We start from the raw sequence: 18,948 nt of genomic DNA, 5'->3' as shown, positions 1-18,948 counted from the left end.
CTCCCCTTCCCTCTCCCCCTCCACCGTCGGTCTCCACGACCTCCAATGGGAGCGCTTCCATGCCTGACTCCGAGAACCCGGCCACTGCGGTGACCTTCCCTCCCGCCTTCCTCTGGGGCGCGGCGACCTCCGCGTACCAGATCGAGGGCGCGGTGCGGGAGGACGGCCGTACGCCGTCGATCTGGGACACCTTCAGCCATACGCCGGGCAAGACGGCCGGTGGCGACACCGGTGACATCGCTGTCGACCACTACCACCGCTACCGCGAGGACGTGGCGCTGATGGCGGAGCTGGGCCTGGGCGCCTACCGCTTCTCCGTCTCGTGGTCGCGGGTGCAGCCGACCGGGCGGGGTCCGGCCGTCCAGAAGGGCCTGGACTTCTACCGCCGGCTGGTCGACGAGCTGCTGTCCAAGGGCATCAAGCCGGCCGTCACGCTCTACCACTGGGATCTGCCGCAGGAGCTGGAGGACGCGGGCGGCTGGCCGGAGCGGGACACGGCGTACCGTTTCGCGGAGTACGCGCAGATCGTCGGCGAGGCGCTGGGCGACCGGGTCGAGCAGTGGATGACGCTCAACGAGCCGTGGTGCAGCGCGTTCCTGGGCTACGCCTCCGGGGTGCACGCACCGGGCCGGACGGATCCGGCGGCGTCGCTGCGTGCCGCGCACCATCTGAACCTGGCGCACGGGCTGGGCGCGTCGGCCCTGCGGTCGGTGATGCCGGCCCGCAACACGGTCGCGATCAGCCTCAACTCCTCGGCGGTCAGGCCGCTTTCGCAGAGCCCGGCGGACCTGGCGGCGGCCCGGAAGATCGACGACCTGGCCAACGGCGTCTTCCACGGCCCGATCCTGCACGGCGCGTACCCGGAGTCGCTGTACGTGGCGACGGCGGGGCTCACGGACTGGAACCACGTCCTCGACGGCGACCTGACGCTGATCAACCAGCCGCTGGACGCGCTGGGCCTCAACTACTACACGCCCGCCCTGGTCTCGGCGGCCGACCCGGCGGCGAAGGGGCCGCGCGCCGACGGCCACGGCTCCAGCGCGCACTCGCCCTGGCCGGCCGCGGACGACGTCGCCTTCCACCAGACGCCCGGCGACCGCACGGAGATGGGCTGGACGATCGACCCGACCGGCCTGCACGAGCTGATCATGCGCTACACCCGGGAAGCGCCGGGCCTGCCGCTGTACATCACCGAGAACGGCGCGGCCTACGACGACAAGATCGACTCGGACGGCCGGGTGCACGACCCGGAGCGCGTCGCCTACCTGCACGGGCATCTGTCGGCGGTCCGCCGCGCGATCACCGACGGCGCGGACGTCCGCGGTTACTTCCTGTGGTCCCTGATGGACAACTTCGAGTGGTCGTACGGCTACGGCAAGCGCTTCGGCGCGGTGTACGTGGACTACGCGACGCTCGAACGCACCCCGAAGTCCAGCGCCCACTGGTACGCGCGCGCTGCCCGCACGGGCACGCTGCCGGAGGTGGAGGCCGTCTAGCCACTGCGGAGGCGGGGGGACGGGGCGCGGCACCAATAGGGGAGTGCCGTGCCCCGGCATGTCAGGAGACGCTGCGTGGCGTCAGCAGCCGGCGGGTCGTCGTCACGCCCCACTCGTCCAGCGACAGCAGGCGGTCGCTGGAGGCCATCAGGCCTCCTGTGGACTCCACATGTGCCGCCCACTGTTCGCGGGTCTCGACGGCCGGGCGGGCCATCAGGCAGTCGGGGTCGTTGGTCCAGAGCCGGTCGTGCTGCCACTGGCGGGCCGCGCCCGTGAACTCGGCCGGGTCCTGGCCCGGCTGGGAGTAGTCCTCGGCCTCGGGGCGGCGGTGGGGGGCCGTGTCGGGGCTGACGCGCATGGCGTCGAACAGGCCGATGGAGGGGAGCATCGGGGCCCCGCAGCCCAGGAGGTAGGAGTCCGGGCCGATCGCGTCGCGGATCAGGCGGATGCCGGCGCGGTACGCCGTGAGGGGGTCGGCGTCCGTGTGGCGGATGCCGTCCAGGGCGCCCGCGTAGAGGAAGTCGGTCTTGAAGTAGTCGTAGCCCTCCGCGCGCAGGGTGGTGAAGACCTCGGTCAGGTACGCCGCCGCGTCCGGGTGGGTGGTGTCCAGGACGCGCAGGTCGTGGCCCCAGTTGCGGCCGGCGTGCGCGAAGCCGCCGGCGGTGTCGCGGACCAGCCAGTCGGGGTGCTCGGCGGCCAGGTCGCTCGCCGGATCGACGAGGAAGGGAGCCGTCCAGATGCCGGCGCGGCGGCCGCGGGAGCGGATCTTCTCGGCGATTTTGGCGCGGGAGCGGAAGCGTCCGGAGAGCGTGAGCCAGTCGCCTAGGGGGCTTCTGATGGATCTCCGTGGAAGAAGGAGCGGCGTTCGGTGCGTGCTCTCGGCGTGCCGGGCGTCGCGACGCCGCGGAGATCCATCAGGAGCCCCCTAGGGCCCGCTGGTAGCCGTCGTCGATCTGGAGGACGTCGACGGGCAGGTCGAGGGTGTCCATCGCGCGGAGGTTCTCGTGGATGTCGTCCTCGGTGACCTGCGTGAAGTACTCGTACCAGGAGCACCAGACGGTGGGCGCCGGGCGCGGGGCCGCGATGCCGAGTCCGGAGGCCCAGTCGCCGAGTACCGACTGGATGTCCTCGCCCGCCCACTCCTTCACCGGTCCGTCGGCCCCGACCTCCGCGACCCCGCCCCGTACGGCGAGCCGGATCGACGGCACCTCGCGCGTCGGCTCGGCCGCCGCCCAGAGGCGGACCGGTGAGCCGTCGCCCGGGTCGAGCGCGAGCAGGCCCTCGCCCTGGAAGACGCCGGCCGGGACGGTGACGCCGGGCCGGTAGCAGACCGTGGCCCATTTGGCGTTGGCCGGACGGTGGGGCGCCGCGCCCAGGGCGTAGGCGCCGCTGGGGCTCCAGGACTGCCAGCCCTCCTCGTGGACTCGGGCGCGGCGCAGGTCGGTCATCCCTTGTTGGCGCCCAGCGTCAGGCCGCTGACGAACTGGCGCTGGAGCACGAAGTAGACGATGAGGGTGGGGATGGCCGTGAGCAGGGCTCCGGCCGCGACCAGGTTGGGGTCGGTGAAGTACTGGCCGGAGAGGTTGTTCAGCGCCGAGGTGATCGGCATGTTCTCGCCGGTGGAGATCAGGACGATGGCCCAGAAGAAGTCGTTGTAGATCCAGATGGACAGCAGGGTGGCGAGGGCGGCCATCGCGGGCTTGCACAGCGGCAGCACGATCTGCCAGTACAGGCGCCACACGGAGGCGCCGTCGACCAGGGCGGCCTCGGTCAGTTCGTGCGGCAGCGAGCGCATGTAGTTGCTCAGCACGAACGCGCAGAAGCCGGACTGGAACGCCACGTGGATCAGCACCAGGCCGAGCGCGGAGTCGTAGAGCTTGCCGCTCATCGTGATGCCGGGCAGGTCGACCAGCAGGTACAGGCGGTACAGCGGGGTGATGATGACCTGCTGGGGCAGCAGGTTGCCCGCCGTGAAGACCAGCAGCAGCGCCAGGTTGAGGCGGAAGTCGAAGCGGCTGACGTAGAAGGCGACCATGGACGACAGCAGCAGCGTCAGCAGCACGGCCGGCACGGCGACGATCAGCGTGTTGCCGAAGTAGTGCAGCATGTCCGACTGCTGGAAGGCGTTCGTGAAGTTGTCGAACCCGAGCTTGTCGGGCCAGGAGACATAGCCCTTCGTGCTGGTCTCCGAGTAGGGCCGCATCGCCGCGAGCAGCGCCCAGAGCAGGGGCGCCAGCCAGGCCAGCGCCGTGACGACGAGGAAGGTGTGCAGCAGGATCCGGGCGGGGCGGACGGGGGTGCGCTGCTTGCTCGCCAGGGCGTGGCTCATGCGCGCCGCTCCTTCCGGAAGGTGGCGATCAGGTACGGGATGATCACCGCGAGCGAGATGACCAGCAGGACGACGGCGATGGCGGAGCCGTATCCGATCCGGCTGGACTCGCCGATGATGTTGTTGGTCACCAGGATCGACAGCAGTTCGGTGCCCTGGGCGCCTTTGTTGAAGACGAAGACCAGGTCGAAGGCGCGCAGGGCCTCGATGATCGTGACGACCAGGACGACGGTGTTGGTGGGCCGCAGGGTCGGGAAGACGACGTTCTTGAACGTCTGCCACTCGTTCGCGCCGTCCAGCGAGGACGCCTCCCGCAGCGCGGGGTCGACACCCTTCAGGCCGGCCAGGTAGAGGATCATCATGTAGCCGGCGTGCCGCCAGGAGGCAGCGACGAGGACGGCCCAGAGGTTGAGGTCCGGGTCGCCGATCCAGTCGATGTAGTGACCGGGCTTGTTGGCTCCGATGAGGCTGTTGATCAGGCCGGTGTCGGGGTTGTAGACGAGCTGCCAGACGAACCCGGTGACCGCCAGCGACACCACCACCGGCAGGAAGAACGCGGTCTGGTAGACGCGGCTGAAGCGGATCTTCTTGTCCAGTTGCACGGCCAGGAACAGGCCGAAGGGCGTGGGCAGCAGGATGAGCACGACGAACCAGATGACGTTGTGCTCGACGGCCGGCCAGAACTGCGGGTTGCTGGTGAACAGCTGCCGGAAGTTCTGCAGACCGACCCAGTGGATGGAGTCGAAGCCGATGCCGTCCCAAGTGGTGAAGGCCAGCGCGATGGAGGCGAGGGCCGTCAGCCACACCAGGGCGACGTGCAGGATCGTCGGCACGCCCGCCATCAGGCCGAGCGTGATGCGGTCGCGGCGGGTCAGCAGGCGGCGGTGGCCCGTCGAGCTCTTCGCGGGGGCGGCGCCCGGAGACGGCGCGGGAGCCGTCTCCGGGTTCTCGGTGGAGGTGTCGGTGCTCATGAGGACGCGAAGATCGTCTTCTTCTGACGCTCGATCGACGAGAGGATGCTGTCGACGTTCTTGGGGTTGCGGACGAAGTTCTGGAGCGCGGGCTGCATCACCGTCGAGGTGAAGTCCGGGCGGGAGTCGCGGTCCATGAACTGCGTCAGGCTCTTCGCGCTGGAGATCATCTCGAAGGACTTCTTCTGGAGCGCGGTGTAGGAGGAGGTGTCGGCCTTGGTGGAGGCGGCCACCACGCTGGAGTCGGCCTTGAGGTAGATCTGCTCGGCCTCCGGGGTGCCCAGGTACTCCAGCAGCTTGACGGCGCCGTCGCGGTTCTTCGGGGCCTTGGAGAGCATGAAGCCGTCGGTGGGCGCTTCGACGGTGTCCTGGCCGAACTGCGGGTCGATCTCCGGGAAGGCGAAGAAGTCGAGGTCGTCCAGGTCGGCCTTGTTGGTGAACTGCTGGCCGACGAAGGTGCCCAGCAGATACATGCCGGCCTTCTTCGCCACCAGGGTCTGGGCCGCGTCCTGCCAGGTGCGGCCCACCGCGCCGTCCTGGTGGTAGGGGAGGATCTCCGACCAGTGGTCGAAGACCTTGCGCACCTTGGGGTCGGTCCAGGAGGCCTTGCCGGCCATCAGCTCGACGTGGAAGTCGTAGCCGTTGGTGCGGAAGTTGATCTGGTCGAAGGTGCCCATCGCGGGCCAGGCGTCCTTGTCGCCGAAGGCGATCGGGACCAGCCCGTCCTTCTGCATCCGCTTGCACAGGGCGACGAAGTCGTCCCAGGTGGTGGGGACCTTGTAGCCGTGCTGGGCGAAGACGCTCTTGCGGTAGAAGACCGCCCACGGATACGTGTACAGCGGCACGAAGTAGTACTTGCCGTCCTCGCCCTTGCTGAGCTTCTTCATCGCGTCGGGGAAGTTGCCCCCGATCTTCGCCCACACGTCGTCGATGGGCGTGGCCAGCTTCTTCGCCGCGAAGAACTGCATCCGGTAGCCGGCGAACCAGGTGAACACGTCGTCCGGCGTGCCCTGCAGATAGGAGTTGATCTGCTCCTGGAACGTGTTGTGGTCCTTGGTGTTCACGTCGACCTTGATGCCGGACTTCTTCGTGAAGGCGGCGTAGATCTCGGCGAACGCCTTCTTCGGCACCGCGTCCGAGGAGTTCGAGCCGAGGCTGACCGTCTTCGTGTCGGCGGCCGCGCCGCTGCCGCCACAGGCGCTCAGCAGGGGTATGCCGGCGCCGAGCAGGGCCGCGCCGCCTATGCCGCGCAGGAGAGAGCGGCGGCTGGGAGCGGGGAGGGAGAGTCCGGAAGGAGAGAGGTCGTGCATGAACGGCTCCTGAGGCAGGGTTCGGCCACGAGGGTGTGGCGTGAAATCCGGTCTTAATCGACCAGAAATCAACTTGACCGAACACGGTGGCGCAATAACAGCCGTATGTCCGGTCATGCGTCAAGAGCCGTTTACTTCATTTGTCGAAATGTGACCGACCCGTGAACACGGGCAGTCCTGGGAGGTACGGGCCGGTCGATGAGAGGGACGGGGTCAGAGAGATCGGGCGCGGTTGTATGCAGCGGCCGGCCGGCCCCGCCGCCGGCGCCGCACCTGCCCGCGGTGGCCCCTGCGGCTCACCGGCGCCCGCCCGTCCAGCTGGAGCCGGATCCGCGCCTCGGTCCCGCCGAGCACGGAGGAGCCGATCCGTACGTCCCCGCCGGTCGACTCCGCGAGCCGGCGCACGATGTCCAGACCGAGCCCGGTCGAGCCGTCGGTCCCGGAGCCGCGGCCCCGCGCCATCGCGGCCTGCGGGTCGGGTATGCCGGGGCCCGCGTCGGACACGAGGACGATCACGGCGTCCTCGCCGTTGTGCACGTCGACCGAGAAGGCGGTGCCCTCCGGGGTGTGCCGGAAGACGTTGCCGAGCAGTGCGTCGAGCGCGGCGGCCAGGTCGGGGCGGGCCACGGGTATGCGCACCGGCCGGTCGGCCCCGGACACCCGCCACGTGCGGCCCTCGTCCTCCGCGAGCGCCGACCAGAAGGCCCTCCGCTCCCGGACCACCTCGGCCGCGTCGCATCCGGCGCCCGGACCGGCCGCGGCCGTCTGCGGCTTGGCCTCCCGGGCCGTACGGATGATGGCGTCGACCTCGCGCTCCAGCTGCTCGACCGCCGTCCGGGTTCGCTCGAACGACTGGTGGCCGCTGTCACCCCTCCGGCACCGGCTGTTCGCCGGGGGCTGGGAATCCCGCCCTGTCCTGCCGCGACGTTGGTTGCTGCGTTTTCGTCGGCGTTGCAGGTGAACCCGCAGGATACGCAGACGAACTCGGCTTGGCTCTAGCGCGAGTTCTTCTCACCGCAGAGACGTAAAGGGGGCGGGGACGTCTTCGACCCTGCCCGGGGCCGAGAATGCCCCGATTGAGCCCGGCCTTCTGGTGGACGTTTCTGCCGGGTTGCTCGACGGTTCCCCTGGCCGAGCGGGTCATGTTCTTGATGACCTGGCGAGCATGGTGCTGGTCTTCTCGCACCAGTCCTTGCGCCGGTTCACCTCGCGTGCCTTGAGATTGGCGACCCTGGCGTACACGGCTGGCTTGGTTTGGCTGCCTTTCGGGGCGCGGGCGGCACGCCTCTGGTGCTTGCGGATCTGTGCGCGCTCCTTGACCGTGAGCTGGGGGCAGTTCAGTTTCCGGCCGCCCGGCGCATCGATCGGCTCGGGGATGACGGCGAACGCGATGTGCCACTGCCCGTTGCGGAAGGTGACACGGAACGTCTTCGCGGCGGGCAGCCCGGCGCCCTTGCCTCTGCGGGACAGCCGGAACCGGACCCAGCCGCAGCCGGGCACCTTCACCTGCGCCCATCGCCGGTTCGGCTTCCGCGTGACGACCGAGCGGGCCATGACCTGCTTGCCGGTCTTCGGGTTCAGCTTGGGGCTGCCGTCCGGCTCGAATTCGGGCGTGCGGTCGGTGCCGATGACGCGGAAGCGCTCGTGCACGTGTTTCATACGCCAGGTCGGCTCACCGGACCCGGACTTGAACCGGGCGGCTGCCAGTCGTTCTCACGCCGGGCCTCAGTGAGCTGTCGGCACTGCTCAGGGAAGGAAGGTTGTGGCTTCCGGCCCGGCCGCCAGTGCGAGTGCTGCTCGACGGCGAGGTTATCCGTCGTCCGACGCACCGTCGCCGTCAGTGAGACGCCAGACCGCCTTGGAGGTGATCCGACCACCCCTACCCCGCCACAGGGGGACGGGCACTCTCCACGGCACTGAAGGACCGGCGCCCAGCCCGGCAAGAGAGTTGGGAGACGGAGACATGGATCCGCGTGGAGATCGGGACCTACTGAGTGCCGTACGGGCTCAGCGGAACACCGAGGCGGGCGGCGCGGGCGACGCCACGGCCGCGATGTCCGTGACGGGTGCGGCCCCGCCGGTGAAGTCGGTGAGCGTCCTGCCGTGCTCGACCCGGCCGGGATGCGGGTCGGAGGCGGCACGGCGGGTCAGTTCGGCGACGGGCAGCGGCTGGTCGGAGGCGACCAGGACGGCGTTCCCGAAGCGTTTGCCGCGCAGCACCGTCGGGTCGGCGACCAGCGCGAGCTGTTCGAATCGGGCGGCGGCGGTGGCGATCTGGCCGCGCAGGTGGGCGAGCGGCGGTCCGTCGGCGAGGTTGGCGGCGTAGATCCCGCCGGGCTTGAGGGCCCTGCGTACGTCGTCGAGGAACTCGGTCGAGGTCAGATGGGCCGGGGTCCGGGCCCCGCTGAACACATCGGTGATGACCAGGTCGGCCCAGCCGTCCGGCACCTTGGCGAGCCCCTCGCGGGCGTCGACGGACCGCACCCTGATGCGCGCATTCGCGTCCAACGGCAGCTCGCGGCGGACCAGTTGGACGAGACCGGCGTCCCGTTCGACGACCTGCTGGGTGGAGCGGGGCCGGGTGGCGGCGACGTACCGGGCGAGGGTGAGCGCGCCACCGCCGAGGTGCACGGCGTGCACGGGCCGGCCAGGCGGGGCGACGAGGTCGATGACATGCCCGAGCCGGCGCTGGTACTCGAAGGAGAGGTACGCCGGGTCGTCCAGGTCGACGTGCGACTGCGGGGCCCCGTCGATCACCAGTGTCCAGCCACGGGCCCGGTCCCGGTCGGGGATGAGCTCGGCGAGCCCGCCGTCGACGCTCTCGACGACGGCTTCCCCACCGGCCTGCCTGCGCCGGCCGCTCCTGGACTTTCCCATGGGGTCATTATCAGGGGCGGGCTGTTAAGCAGGACGTACGCTCCCCCGGGCCGGTGCCCGTCCAGGCCCGGCACCCCGCCGGGCGTGAGGAGGATCAGTGCATCGCCGGACGTCAGCGCGCCGGCGTCTAGCGGCAGCTGTCCGCCGCCCTGATCGTCCGGGCCGCCTCCCCCAGGGCCTTGCGCAGCACCGTGGGGTCCGTCGCGAGGTCCGCCTCGCCGGGCGGCAGCAGCCAGTCCGAGCCCTCCATCGGAGGTTCGGGGGCCAGGGTCAGTCCGCGTCCGTCGGTCCGCGTGCACGTGCTCCCCGGCACGTCCCACGCGGCGGCCGTGCCCGGCGGCACCAGGAAGCCCAGCGTGTCACCGCCGTCGTCGTGCAGGACGGGCCCGACCGCTTCCCCGGCCCCGCGCCGCAGGATGTCGACCGCCTCCAGCCCCTGCCGCGCCGGCACCGTCACGACGTCGCAGCCGGCCGGCGGTGTGCTCGGCGGCGTACCCGGCGGTGTACGAGGATCGTTGATCTGGCTGGTCTCCATCCCGGCCTCCACCACGGAACCCCTGCTTGGACGAGCGGTCGGGAGTCGGGGGCCTCCCGGTCCACAGGGTTCAACGCGGCAGACCGTCAACGGCTACGGCGGAAGTGAGCCGCAAAGGATGGCACTTCATGGCAGATCACGGATGAGATATCCGGTTTGTAGCCAAACTCAGCGTGAGGACTCCGGCACAGCAGGTACGTTCTTGCCCGCCGGACACGGGGTAGACCATACGGGACAACACGTACAACTCACCCCGAACCCGGCATGGTTCGACGGTTCGCACGAGAGGACCCGGCCATGGCGTCGTCAACGGTGACCTCGTCTCAACCCAACCGGCCACCACGGCCCAACCTCGCCTTCCGGCGCCTGCGCGGACAGCGCTCGCCGGCCGAGTTCGCCGCGGCGATCCGCCGGGCGGCCCTGGAGATCGGCGAGCAGGTCTGCTGTGACGCCCGGTACATCGGCCGGGTCGAGGCGGGCGAGATCCGCTGCCCCAACTACGCGTACGAACGGGTGTTCCTGCATATGTTCCCTGGCCGCACGCTCACCGACCTGGGCTTCGCGCCCCGCTCATCGGTACGCGGACGCCGGGCGCGCGACACCGAGGACGCGCCCCCGACCTGCAACCCGAGCCCGGCGAACGCCACGAGTGAGACCAGCGGGGCATGCGAGCCGTATGAAACGCAGAACCCGTACGACCCGTACCACCCGCACGACACCTACGAGGAGAGCGACGTGCTGCGTCGCGCATTCATGACCGGCGGGGGCGCCACGGTGGCCGCCGCCTCGCTGGGGCCCGTCGGCCTCGCCCTCGACGCCGCGGCGGCACAGCGCCCCGTGCGCCGCGCCGGGGCGAGTGACGCGGGTGCCCTGGAAGAAGCCGTCCGCCGCATCCGGCTGCTCGACGACCGGCACGGGGCCGACGGCCTCTACCGCCGTGCGGCGGCCCCGCTGCGAGCCGCCTACGCCCTGCTGGACGCCGGTACGACCCGGCAGTCGACGGCGGACCGGCTCTACTCGGGCGCCGGTGAACTGGCCATCTCCGTGGGCTGGCTGGCCCACGACTCGGGACGCTTCGACGACGCCCGCTCCCACTACGCGGAGGCGCTGGCGACCGCCCGGATGACCGCCGACCCGGGCCTGGAGGCGCACGCCTTCTGCAACACGGCCTTCCTCGCGCGCGACGCGGGCCGGCCGCGCGAGGCGGTCCGGGCCGCCCAGGCCGCACAGCGCGTCGCCCGGCCCGTCGGCTCGGCCCGGCTGATGTCGCTGCTCGCGCTGCGCGAGGCGGGCGGCTGGGCCGGCCTCGCCGACCGCGTCGGCTGCGAGCAGGCACTGGCCCGGGCGCATGCCCTCTTCGAACGGGGCCCCTCGGACGCCGACCCCGAGTGGATGAGCTTCTACGGGGAGGCCGAACTGGAAGGCCTGGAGGCGCAGTGCTGGTCCACGCTCGGCGACTGGCGCCGGGCGGCACGGCACGCGCGGCGGGCGGCGGAGCTCCAGGATCCGCACTTCACGCGGAACATCGCGCTGTACACGGCGGAGCTGGCGGACGACCTCGCGCGCGGCGGCCGGCCGGACGAGGCCGCCGTGGCGGGGATGCGGGTGCTGGATCTGCTGGAGGAGGTCCAGTCGTCCCGGATCCAGACGATGCTGGCGGCCACGGCGCGAGTGCTCTCGCCGCACCGGCGGGCGTCGGGGGTGTCGGCGTTTCTGGAGAGGCACGCGTCGATGCCGAGGATGGTGTGAACCGGCACAGCCCGCTAGACCAGGTGCCCCACGTCGTTCCAGCTCTCGATCGCCGGCTCCCCGTAGGCCCATCCCAGCACCGACAGCGACGTCGGGTTCAGCCGTATCCGCGCCGCGAAGTCGACCGGCAGGCCCAGCCACCGCGCCCCGATGGAGCGCAGGATGTGCCCGTGGGCGAAGATCAGGACGTCCCGGTCCTCGGCACGCGCCCAGGAGACCACCTCGTCCGCCCGGGCCGTGATCCCGGCGAGGGTCTCGCCCTCGGGGACACCGTCGCGCCAGATGAACCAGCCGGGCCGGACGGCCTGGATGTCCGCCGGGGTCATGCCCTCGTACGCCCCGTAGTCCCACTCCAGCAACGCGTCCCACGCCCGCGCGCGGTCGCCGAAGCCGGCCAGTTCGCAGGTCTCACGCGCGCGTACCAGCGGGCTGGTGCGCACCTCGACGCCGGGCAGGCCGTCGTACGGCGCCCGGTGCAGGCGCTCCCCGAGCAGCTTGGCCCCGCGCCGGCCCTCCTCCAGCAGCGGTACGTCGGTCCTGCCGGTGTGCTTGCCGGACAGCGACCACTCGGTCTGTCCGTGCCGGGCCAGCAGGATGCGCGGAGCCATGGGGGACCTTTCCGGGAGGGAAACGCGAGCGGAACTCCACCATCATCGCGCACGCCGGTCGCGGGCAACCCGGGGGGCGATCTCTGCGTCTTTGAGGTCCGGAGGCCGTCCCCCAGGGGGCGCACGTACGCCGTAAAGTGGCACGACCGGCCGAACGCCGCGTGGAGACGAAGGGGGAGGGCGATCGGATGCCGCACACCGAGACACCGGGCACCGAGGCGGCCCCCGCGCTCCGGCTCCGCTGGTGGACGGAGCTGCCGCTGATCCTGCTGGTGTACGCGTGCTACACGGCGGGCCGGCTCCTCGCCCGGGGCGACGTGTCCGGTGCGGTCGACCACGGTCTGGCGATCCTGCGCATCGAGAAGGCGCTGTATCTCAACGCCGAGCACCCGCTCAACCGCCTCTTCACCCAGGAAGCATGGATAGGCATCCCGGCGGACTTCTGGTACGCGTCGCTGCACTACCTGGTCACGCCGGCGATCCTCGTGTGGCTCTTCCGCTCCCGCGCGGTGCGGTACCGCGCCGCGCGCACCTGGCTGATGACGTCCACCCTCATCGGCCTGATCGGTTTCACCCTGCTGCCGACCTGCCCGCCCCGGCTCCTCGACGCCAGTCACGGCTTCGTGGACACGATGGCCCAGTACAGCTCGTACGGCTGGTGGGGCGGCGCGGCGAGCGCCCCGCGCGGCATGGGCGGAATGACCAACCAGTACGCGGCGATGCCGAGTCTGCACGTGGGCTGGGCCCTGTGGTGCGGGGTGATGCTGTGGCGCTACGGCGGTACGCGCATGACGAAGGCCGCCGGGGTCGCCTACCCGCTGATCACGACGATCGTGGTCATGGGCACCGCCAACCACTACTTCCTCGACGCGGTCGCGGGCGCGGCCGTCATGGGCGTCGGGCTGCTGCTGGCACCGGTCGTGCTGCGCGCGGCGGACCGGGTCAAGGCACGTTTCGTGCCACGGGTCGCACCGGTCACGGCGTCATCTCCCGCCGCGAGTTCCTCGATTGTCAGTGCCGGATGCCAGACTTCCGCGGGTGAGCGAATTCCACGGCAGCGCGAGTCGCGGTTCGGAGCGGGAGCCGAGCCGAGTGCCTCCCCCAAGGACGCGGGGGACGGCGCTCCGGCACCGGCTCGCTGAGCTGCGCGGTCCCGACGTACCGGCGAAGGCCCTGGACGCGCGCGCGTTGGCGGCGCTGGCCGCCAACCCCGGTTGTGCGCGCAGAGCGATCCTCGACGGGGCCGGGGTGAACAAGGCGGCGCTGGCGAGCGCGCTGGGCTCGCCGTCGGCCTTCGGGCAGTCCCAGTTCGCGCTCACGCGGGGCAACGCGTTCGAGGCGAAGGTCAAGGCCGACGGCGGCGCGGAGCTGCTGCGGCTGGTGCACGAGAAGCTGGACCGGACGGCCGAGCCGCCTGCCGAGGCGCGCGTGCCCGACCTGACCGCGACCGGCCCCCAGGGGCGTACGGCCCGTACGGCGCTGGAGCTGCGGGAGGCCGCCGCGCACCCGGGCGCGTGGACGCTGCTCGACCACCCGATGCTCGCGCTCGACGTCGCGGGCTCCCCCGCGTTTCTGGAGCCGGACGCCGTCGTGGTGCATCCGGACGGCAGCTGGACGGTGGTCGAGATCAAGTCGTTCCCGCTGCTGGACGGTTCGGCGGACCCGGCGAAGGTCGGGGCGGCGGCCCGGCAGGCGGCGGTGTACGTGCTGGCGCTGGAAGAGCTCGCGGCGCGAGTGGACCCCTCCCCGCGCGTCCGGCACCGGATCCTGCTCGTCTGCCCCAGGGACTTCTCCAACTTGCCGGCCGCGTCCGCCGTCGACATCCGCAAGCAGCGCGCGGTGACGGCCCGCCAGCTGACCCGGCTGACCCGCATCGAGGACATCGCCGAGACGCTCCCGGAAGGCACGTGCTTCTCCCCCGAGCTGCCCGCCGACGAGCTGACGGCCGCCGTCGAGTCGGTCCCGGCGACGTACGCGCCGGAGTGCCTGTCCGCGTGCGAGCTGGCCTTCCACTGCCGGGGCCGCTCCCGCGAGACGGGCGCGGTGACCTCGCTCGGGCGGCCGGTGCGGGCGGAGCTGGGCGGGCTGACGACCGTGGAGGACGTCCTGGCGGCGGCCCGCGGGGAGGCCGGCGACCCCGGCGATCCGGCGGTGGCGGCCCTCAGGCGGGCGGCGGCCCTGCGCGCCGAGGCACTGGAGGCGGCGTGTCGCTGATCTCCACCCTGGCCCGGCTCGAAGCGGTCAGCACGGGCCGCGCCCAGCCCGCCGCGACCGTCCGGCACCGGCACCTGTCCGACCGCCCGCTGGTGTTCGTGCCGCTCATCACCGCCGGTGAGGCCGGCGCCCCGCTCGGCGCGCTGGTCGGCACCGACCGGGACGCGCCGCGTCTGCTGGTCGTCCCGCAGCCCCGCGACCGCGACCTCAGGTTCGCGTTCCTGGCCGAACTGGCCGACGTGGTCCTGCCGTACGTCGACGCGTACGCCGAGGTGGTGGAGGCCGCCGAGCGCACCGAGACCGACCCGGAGACCGGCAAGCGGGTCAAGGTCGAGGTCGACCTGTGCGCGGACGCGCCGCAGCTGATCGTGCCGAGCCGCGCGGGCATCGAGCTGGTGCGGCTGCTCGGGCGCTCCATGCGCTTCCGGCGGACGGCCGAGCAGGACCCGGAGGCCCCGTATCCGGCGCCGCCCCGGGTGCCGCTGCTCGGGCGGTGGCTGACGCACTTCGGGGAGCGGGCCCGGGTGCCCGGCTCCTCGCTGCTGCTGGCCATGACCGACGTACTGGGCCGGCACTGGGCGACGGGGCAGTCCACGCTGGAGGACCAGCACCTGGGGGCGCTGCTCGCCTGGATCGACCCGCCGGAGGGCCTGACCGGCGCCGAGGCCGCGCTGCGGGCCGAGCTGGAGCGGGACGCGCAGGGCCAGCTGACGTGTCCCCCGGCCGGTCCCGCCACGGACCCGGCGTTCGACAACAAGCTGCTCGCCCCGGCCATCGAGCGCTACGACCGGGCCCGCACGGCCCTGGCCGCCGCCGAGGACGGCCTGGAGGCCGACGACCGGCTCGGTGCGCTGACCGCCGCGGAGCGGGAGATCCGGGACCTGGTGCTCAGCCGCACCCTGCCCACCTGGGAGAAGGTCTGGCAGGGCCTGGACCTGCTGCGGGAGCTGCCCGTGGGGGCGCATGTCGAGGAGCGCTGGACCCGCGACCGCTGGTCCTTCACCGGCCACCGCGATCGGGTCCTGGCCGGCGAGCCCCCGCAGCCGCGCCGCGACGACGCGGTCACCGCGGCCAACAAGCTCGCCACACGCGAGCGCGAACAGGCCAGGCTGGAGGCGCAGGAGGCCCTCGACGACCCGCTGGTCATGGCGGGACGGCGGCTGTCCGGGGAGGCGTTCGCGGGTGAGGTCACGGACGTCGTGATGGCGTACAGCGAGGGCAAGCGCCCCAGCCCCCGCCCCCTGGTCACGGTCCGCACGGACGACCGGCCGCATCTCGGGGAGCGGACGAAGGTGTACCGGTCGCTGGGCGGGAAGCCGCAGTCGGCTGAGTTCGTCGGGGCCGAGGAGGACGGCGCGTCCGTCGTGCTGCGGATCCTCGACAAGATGGGCCGCGGCAAGGAGCCCGAGCCGGGGTCCGTTCCGGAGAAGGGCGACCGGGTGTGCTTCACGCTCTTCGAGCACGAGCAGCGGGGCGGCGCGAAGCTGCCCGACCCGGAGGAGACGCCCTGGACGCACGGCGGGCCGCCCGGTGAGGCGACCCTGGAGGCCGCCGACCCGGTGACCGCGGAGGATGTGCTGTGACGACGCTCTTCGATCCGTCCGCCGCCGCGGCCCAGGCCACCGACGCGATCCTCCACGACACGCTGCACGGCACCGCGCGGGGCGTCGTCGTGGACTCCCCGCCCGGCGCCGGCAAGTCCACGCTCGTGGTCCGCGCGGCCCTGGAGCTGGCCGAGGCCGGCCATCCGCTGATGGTGGTGGCGCAGACCAACGCCCAGGTCGACGACCTGGTCCTGCGGCTCGCCGAGAAGAAACCCGAGCTGCCGGTGGGCCGGCTGCACAGCAGCGACGCCGACCCGTACGACAAGGCGCTCGACGGCCTGGAGAACGTCCGCAAGTCGGCGAAGGCGGCCGATCTCGCGGGGCTGGCCGTGGTGATCTCGACGGCGGCGAAGTGGGCGCATGTGAAGGCCGACGAGCCGTGGCGGTACGCGATCGTCGACGAGGCGTACCAGATGCGCTCGGACGCGCTGCTCGCCGTGGCCGGGCTGTTCGAGCGGGCGCTGTTCGTGGGCGACCCGGGCCAGCTCGATCCGTTCTCGATCGTGGGCAGCGAGCAGTGGGCGGGGCTCACCTACGACCCGTCGGCCTCGGCGGTGACGACCCTGCTCGCGCACAACCCGGACCTGCCGCAGCACCGTCTGCCGGTGTCCTGGCGGCTCCCGGCCTCGGCGGCGCCCCTGGTCTCGGACGCCTTCTACCCGTACACGCCCTTCCGCAGCGGCACCGGCCACGGCGACCGTCGTCTCTCCTTCGCCGTGCCGCCGGACGGCTCGGGCCCCGACCGGGTGATCGACGAGGCGGCCGAGTCGGGCTGGGGCCTGCTGGAGCTGCCCGCCCGGCATACCCCGCGCACGGACCCCGAGGCGGTGCGGGCGGTGGCGACGGTCGTACGGCGCCTGCTGGACCGGGGCGGTGCGGCGACCTCCGAACGCTCGCCGGACCCGACGCCCCTGACCGCCGACCGGATCGCCGTCGGCACGGCCCACCGGGACCAGGCGGCTGCGGTCCGCGCGGCCCTGGCCGACCTCGGCGTCACCGACGTGGTCGTGGACACGGCGAACCGGCTCCAGGGCCGCGAGTACGACGTCACGGTGGTCCTGCACCCCCTCTCCGGCCGCCCCGACGCCACGGCCTTCCACCTGGAGACGGGCCGCCTCTGCGTCCTGGCCTCCCGCCACCGGCACGCGTGCGTCGTGGTCTGCCGGGCAGGGGTCAGCGACCTGCTGGACGACCATCCGTCGACGGAGCCGGTGCAACTGGGGACGGTGGTGAAGTTCCCGGATGGGTGGGAGGCGAATCACGCGGTGCTGGCGCATCTGGCAGAACATCGAGTCTCCTGGCAGCCGTGACGAACGCCGGGAGTGTTTCGGCGATGACCCCACCAGCGACACCCCACCCTCCGCCGGCCGGAGGCCGGCACGCCGCCGGAGGCGGCCGATGAACACAGCCCGGACGGCTGGGAGGCGAATCACGCGGTGCTGGCGCATCTGGCCGAACATCGAGTCTCCTGGCAGCCGTGACGAACGCCCGGTGGTGTCGCAGCCGTATCCACCACCGCGATGCCCACTTGCGCGCCCGCGAGACAATGGACGGTGGCCCACTCCACCGGGAGGGTCAGCGCGACGTACGAGGAGGAGTAGACATGGCGGAGCCCACGCCGCGTCGGAACGAACCGCGGCTACGCCCCGCGCCCCTGCTCTTCGAGCCAGCGGAGGCGGCCTCCGACCCTGAGCACTTCTTCGATCTCGAGTCGATCGACGACCCCCGCGCGCTGCTGTCCCGCGCGACGGAGCTGACGCTGGCGTTCCGGGCCGCGGCGGACCGGGCGCTGGAGTTCCAGGCGATCGCGGCGGCGCAGCTGGCGGATCCGCGGCGGTTCGACCGGCTGACGACCGCGGACATCGCCGAGCGGGCCGAGTGGACCGAGGACTACGCCAAGAAGATGGTCGAGTTCGGACGGGACCTGATGCGGGGCGGCGGCGAGGGCCGGGGGCCCGTCGACCCGGTGTGAGACCGGGAGACCCGCACCTTGTCGATCTACCTGGCATATGCCAGGCGGGCAAGATACTCCCTCCCCGCCCCTCCTGTCCCGATTTCCCGCAACCCTCGGGAAGCGCGCGTTCACTGCCGGTAGACATTGACGCCATGAGCAGCGCATGGAACGCCTCCTTTGTCACCGCGGACGGGGCCGCATGGCTCGCCTCGGCAGGAACGTATCCGCGAAGCACGCTCGCCCTCTGGGAGGAGCGCCCGGACGCACCGGTCGTGCTGCCCTGCGGGTCGGTCTTCGACGTCGTCAGCGCGCCCGCGATGTTCGGGCGGCGGATGCTCGACCGGCTGTGGGACGACGGGCCCGGCTCGGGACCGGTCGCGGAGTTCCGCGGCCGGATGCTGCTGTTCGCCGCGCCCGGCACGGCCCAGCGACTGCCGGCGCTGCTGGAGTGGGAGGAGTGGGGCAAGCACGGCGGGGACACCCGGGAGCCCGGCCGCACGGGCGGTGTCCCGCCCCTGCTGTGCCACGGCACGGGCGACGCGGTGACCGTCCCGGCGCCGGCGGACGACGCCTCCGACGGCCGCTCGGGTGCCCGCTGGCTCGTCGCCCCCGACACCCGTCAGCCCTGGCTGCCCGGCCCCGAGGTACTGCTGTGGGCGGCCGTCCGGGCGGCCCGTTCGGCCGTGCGGATATCGATTTTTCCTCCCGCCGACCAGGGTGCTAAGGTCTACGACGTCAGCAGGCGCCGCTAGCTCAGTTGGTTNNCGAGTCCCTGGCGGCGCACCGACGGCAAAGGCCCTTCGCGAGAGCGAGGGGCCTTCTGCATGCCCGGCATCCGCGTCCCGCACCTTCAGCGTCCGACCATGATCCGTACCGTCCATTCCCCCGAAGCCGTACGTCCCTCCACCTCCACCCGGACGCCCTCCCCCGGCACCGTGAAGCTCTCCCCGGGGCCGATCGGCGCATCCGCGAGGGGCGGGTAGACCGAGTCCTCCCAGCAGGCCTCGGTGTCCGGGTGGGCGTCGATCACCTCGATCGGCCCCGGGGAGAGCTTCACGGTGCCGGGGGAGGGCGTCCGGGTGGAGGTGGAGGGACGTACGGCTTCGGGGGAATGGACGGTACGGATCATGGTCGGACGCTGAAGGTGCGGGACGCGGATGCCGGGCATGCAGAAGGCCCCTCGCTCTCGCGAAGGGCCTTTGCCGTCGGTGCGCCGCCAGGGACTCGAACCCCGGACCCGCTGATTAAGAGTCAGCTGCTCTAACCAACTGAGCTAGCGGCGCCTGCTGACGTCGTAGACC

Annotated in this window: 16 protein-coding genes, 1 tRNA gene and 3 pseudogenes; 8 read left to right on the top strand and 12 right to left on the bottom strand. The window is 71.9% G+C overall.

Annotated features, from left to right (window positions below; all coding sequences use genetic code 11):
* Positions 1-59: 59 nt before the first annotated feature.
* Positions 60-1,496: a GH1 family beta-glucosidase gene (locus tag CCL05_RS10425; protein WP_086560230.1), complete on the top strand. Its 1,437-nt coding sequence runs from the start codon at positions 60-62 to the stop codon at positions 1,494-1,496.
* A 61-nt stretch (positions 1,497-1,557) separates the two neighbouring features.
* On the opposite strand, the gene CCL05_RS47435 is transcribed toward CCL05_RS10425, so the two are convergent.
* The 9 genes and pseudogenes from CCL05_RS47435 to CCL05_RS10385 form a co-directional block, all read right to left on the bottom strand.
* Entirely contained in the window at positions 1,558-2,334 is a 777-nt protein-coding gene (locus tag CCL05_RS47435; protein ID WP_425275904.1) for a glycoside hydrolase family 36 protein, read from the bottom strand.
* 88 nt (positions 2,335-2,422) lie between these two features.
* Positions 2,423-2,944, bottom strand: a pseudogene (locus CCL05_RS47430) (alpha-galactosidase); the annotation flags it as partial.
* Positions 2,941-3,825, bottom strand: a complete 885-nt coding sequence (locus CCL05_RS10415; protein WP_086560229.1) for a carbohydrate ABC transporter permease — start codon at positions 3,823-3,825, stop codon at positions 2,941-2,943. The pseudogene CCL05_RS47430 and the gene CCL05_RS10415, both read right to left, overlap by 4 nt.
* The gene (locus tag CCL05_RS10410) at positions 3,822-4,796 is read right to left on the bottom strand and encodes a carbohydrate ABC transporter permease (protein WP_086560228.1); all 975 of its coding nucleotides are present in this window, start codon (positions 4,794-4,796) and stop codon (positions 3,822-3,824) included. Before CCL05_RS10410 ends, CCL05_RS10415 begins: the two co-directional genes overlap by 4 nt.
* Positions 4,793-6,106 (bottom strand): ABC transporter substrate-binding protein, encoded by a 1,314-nt coding sequence (locus CCL05_RS10405; protein WP_086560227.1) that lies wholly within the window; start codon positions 6,104-6,106, stop codon positions 4,793-4,795. The genes CCL05_RS10410 and CCL05_RS10405 overlap by 4 nt, the downstream gene beginning before the upstream one ends.
* 213 nt (positions 6,107-6,319) lie before the next feature.
* Positions 6,320-6,952 (bottom strand): annotated as a pseudogene (locus CCL05_RS10400) (sensor histidine kinase); the annotation flags it as partial.
* Positions 6,953-7,246: 294 nt separating this feature from the next.
* Positions 7,247-7,765, bottom strand: coding sequence for a hypothetical protein (locus tag CCL05_RS46050; RefSeq protein ID WP_244204232.1), 519 nt, complete (start codon positions 7,763-7,765; stop codon positions 7,247-7,249).
* A gap of 348 nt (positions 7,766-8,113) precedes the next feature.
* On the bottom strand, positions 8,114-8,983 hold the full coding sequence (locus CCL05_RS10390) for a spermidine synthase (RefSeq protein WP_086560226.1): 870 nt from the start codon (positions 8,981-8,983) through the stop codon (positions 8,114-8,116).
* Positions 8,984-9,110: 127 nt separating this feature from the next.
* Complete coding sequence (locus CCL05_RS10385; RefSeq protein ID WP_086560225.1) at positions 9,111-9,518, bottom strand: hypothetical protein; 408 nt, start codon at positions 9,516-9,518, stop codon at positions 9,111-9,113.
* A 297-nt stretch (positions 9,519-9,815) separates the two neighbouring features.
* Here CCL05_RS10385 and CCL05_RS10380 point away from each other — a divergent pair, with 297 nt between their 5' ends.
* A complete protein-coding gene (locus tag CCL05_RS10380) occupies positions 9,816-11,267 on the top strand; it encodes an NsdA family TPR-like regulatory protein (protein WP_086560224.1) in 1,452 nt (483 codons plus the stop codon).
* Positions 11,268-11,281: 14 nt separating this feature from the next.
* Here the strand turns inward: CCL05_RS10380 and CCL05_RS10375 are convergent, their stop codons facing one another.
* Positions 11,282-11,875: a histidine phosphatase family protein gene (locus CCL05_RS10375; RefSeq protein ID WP_086560223.1), complete on the bottom strand. Its 594-nt coding sequence runs from the start codon at positions 11,873-11,875 to the stop codon at positions 11,282-11,284.
* Between the two features lie 188 nt (positions 11,876-12,063).
* Here CCL05_RS10375 and CCL05_RS10370 point away from each other — a divergent pair, with 188 nt between their 5' ends.
* The 6 genes from CCL05_RS10370 (at position 12,064) to CCL05_RS10345 (ending at position 18,399) form a co-directional block, all read left to right on the top strand.
* A complete protein-coding gene (locus CCL05_RS10370; protein ID WP_086560222.1) occupies positions 12,064-13,017 on the top strand; it encodes a phosphatase PAP2 family protein in 954 nt (317 codons plus the stop codon).
* Entirely contained in the window at positions 12,968-14,089 is a 1,122-nt protein-coding gene (locus CCL05_RS10365) for a hypothetical protein (protein ID WP_086560221.1), read from the top strand. The genes CCL05_RS10370 and CCL05_RS10365 overlap by 50 nt, the downstream gene beginning before the upstream one ends.
* Positions 14,080-15,672 carry a hypothetical protein gene (locus CCL05_RS10360; protein ID WP_086560220.1) on the top strand — a complete coding sequence of 531 codons (1,593 nt, stop codon included), beginning with the start codon at positions 14,080-14,082 and terminating at the stop codon, positions 15,670-15,672. Before CCL05_RS10365 ends, CCL05_RS10360 begins: the two co-directional genes overlap by 10 nt.
* Positions 15,669-17,003 carry an AAA domain-containing protein gene (locus CCL05_RS10355; RefSeq protein WP_086560219.1) on the top strand — a complete coding sequence of 445 codons (1,335 nt, stop codon included), beginning with the start codon at positions 15,669-15,671 and terminating at the stop codon, positions 17,001-17,003. Before CCL05_RS10360 ends, CCL05_RS10355 begins: the two co-directional genes overlap by 4 nt.
* 293 nt (positions 17,004-17,296) lie before the next feature.
* Positions 17,297-17,665: a hypothetical protein gene (locus CCL05_RS10350; protein ID WP_010047938.1), complete on the top strand. Its 369-nt coding sequence runs from the start codon at positions 17,297-17,299 to the stop codon at positions 17,663-17,665.
* A 134-nt stretch (positions 17,666-17,799) separates the two neighbouring features.
* The gene (locus tag CCL05_RS10345) at positions 17,800-18,399 is read left to right on the top strand and encodes a bifunctional DNA primase/polymerase (RefSeq protein WP_086560218.1); all 600 of its coding nucleotides are present in this window, start codon (positions 17,800-17,802) and stop codon (positions 18,397-18,399) included.
* A gap of 98 nt (positions 18,400-18,497) precedes the next feature.
* Here CCL05_RS10345 and CCL05_RS44775 read toward each other — a convergent pair.
* A pseudogene (locus CCL05_RS44775) lies at positions 18,498-18,689 on the bottom strand (M6 family metalloprotease domain-containing protein); the annotation flags it as partial.
* A 167-nt stretch (positions 18,690-18,856) separates the two neighbouring features.
* A tRNA-Lys gene (locus tag CCL05_RS10335) sits at positions 18,857-18,930 on the bottom strand.
* Between the last annotated feature and the right edge of the window lie 18 nt (positions 18,931-18,948).

It is taken from the genome of Streptomyces africanus, assembly GCF_002150735.1.
Lineage (GTDB): Bacteria > Actinomycetota > Actinomycetes > Streptomycetales > Streptomycetaceae > Streptomyces > Streptomyces africanus.
This window is presented reverse-complemented; position numbering and strand designations above follow the sequence as displayed.

Bases quoted from the DNA above. Each gene is read 5' to 3' on its own strand.
- CCL05_RS10415 (WP_086560229.1), bottom strand. From the start codon at position 3,825: ATGAGCCACGCCCTGGCGAGCAAGCAGCGCACCCCCGTCCGCCCCGCC.
- CCL05_RS10375 (WP_086560223.1), bottom strand. From the start codon at position 11,875: ATGGCTCCGCGCATCCTGCTGGCCCGGCACGGACAGACCGAGTGGTCG.
- CCL05_RS10410 (WP_086560228.1), bottom strand. From the start codon at position 4,796: ATGAGCACCGACACCTCCACCGAGAACCCGGAGACGGCTCCCGCGCCG.
- CCL05_RS10345 (WP_086560218.1), top strand. From the start codon at position 17,800: ATGAGCAGCGCATGGAACGCCTCCTTTGTCACCGCGGACGGGGCCGCA.
- CCL05_RS10405 (WP_086560227.1), bottom strand. From the start codon at position 6,106: ATGCACGACCTCTCTCCTTCCGGACTCTCCCTCCCCGCTCCCAGCCGC.
- CCL05_RS46050 (WP_244204232.1), bottom strand. From the start codon at position 7,765: ATGAAACACGTGCACGAGCGCTTCCGCGTCATCGGCACCGACCGCACG.
- CCL05_RS10350 (WP_010047938.1), top strand. From the start codon at position 17,297: ATGGCGGAGCCCACGCCGCGTCGGAACGAACCGCGGCTACGCCCCGCG.
- CCL05_RS10425 (WP_086560230.1), top strand. From the start codon at position 60: ATGCCTGACTCCGAGAACCCGGCCACTGCGGTGACCTTCCCTCCCGCC.
- CCL05_RS10390 (WP_086560226.1), bottom strand. From the start codon at position 8,983: ATGGGAAAGTCCAGGAGCGGCCGGCGCAGGCAGGCCGGTGGGGAAGCC.
- CCL05_RS10380 (WP_086560224.1), top strand. From the start codon at position 9,816: ATGGCGTCGTCAACGGTGACCTCGTCTCAACCCAACCGGCCACCACGG.
- CCL05_RS10385 (WP_086560225.1), bottom strand. From the start codon at position 9,518: ATGGAGACCAGCCAGATCAACGATCCTCGTACACCGCCGGGTACGCCG.
- CCL05_RS10370 (WP_086560222.1), top strand. From the start codon at position 12,064: ATGCCGCACACCGAGACACCGGGCACCGAGGCGGCCCCCGCGCTCCGG.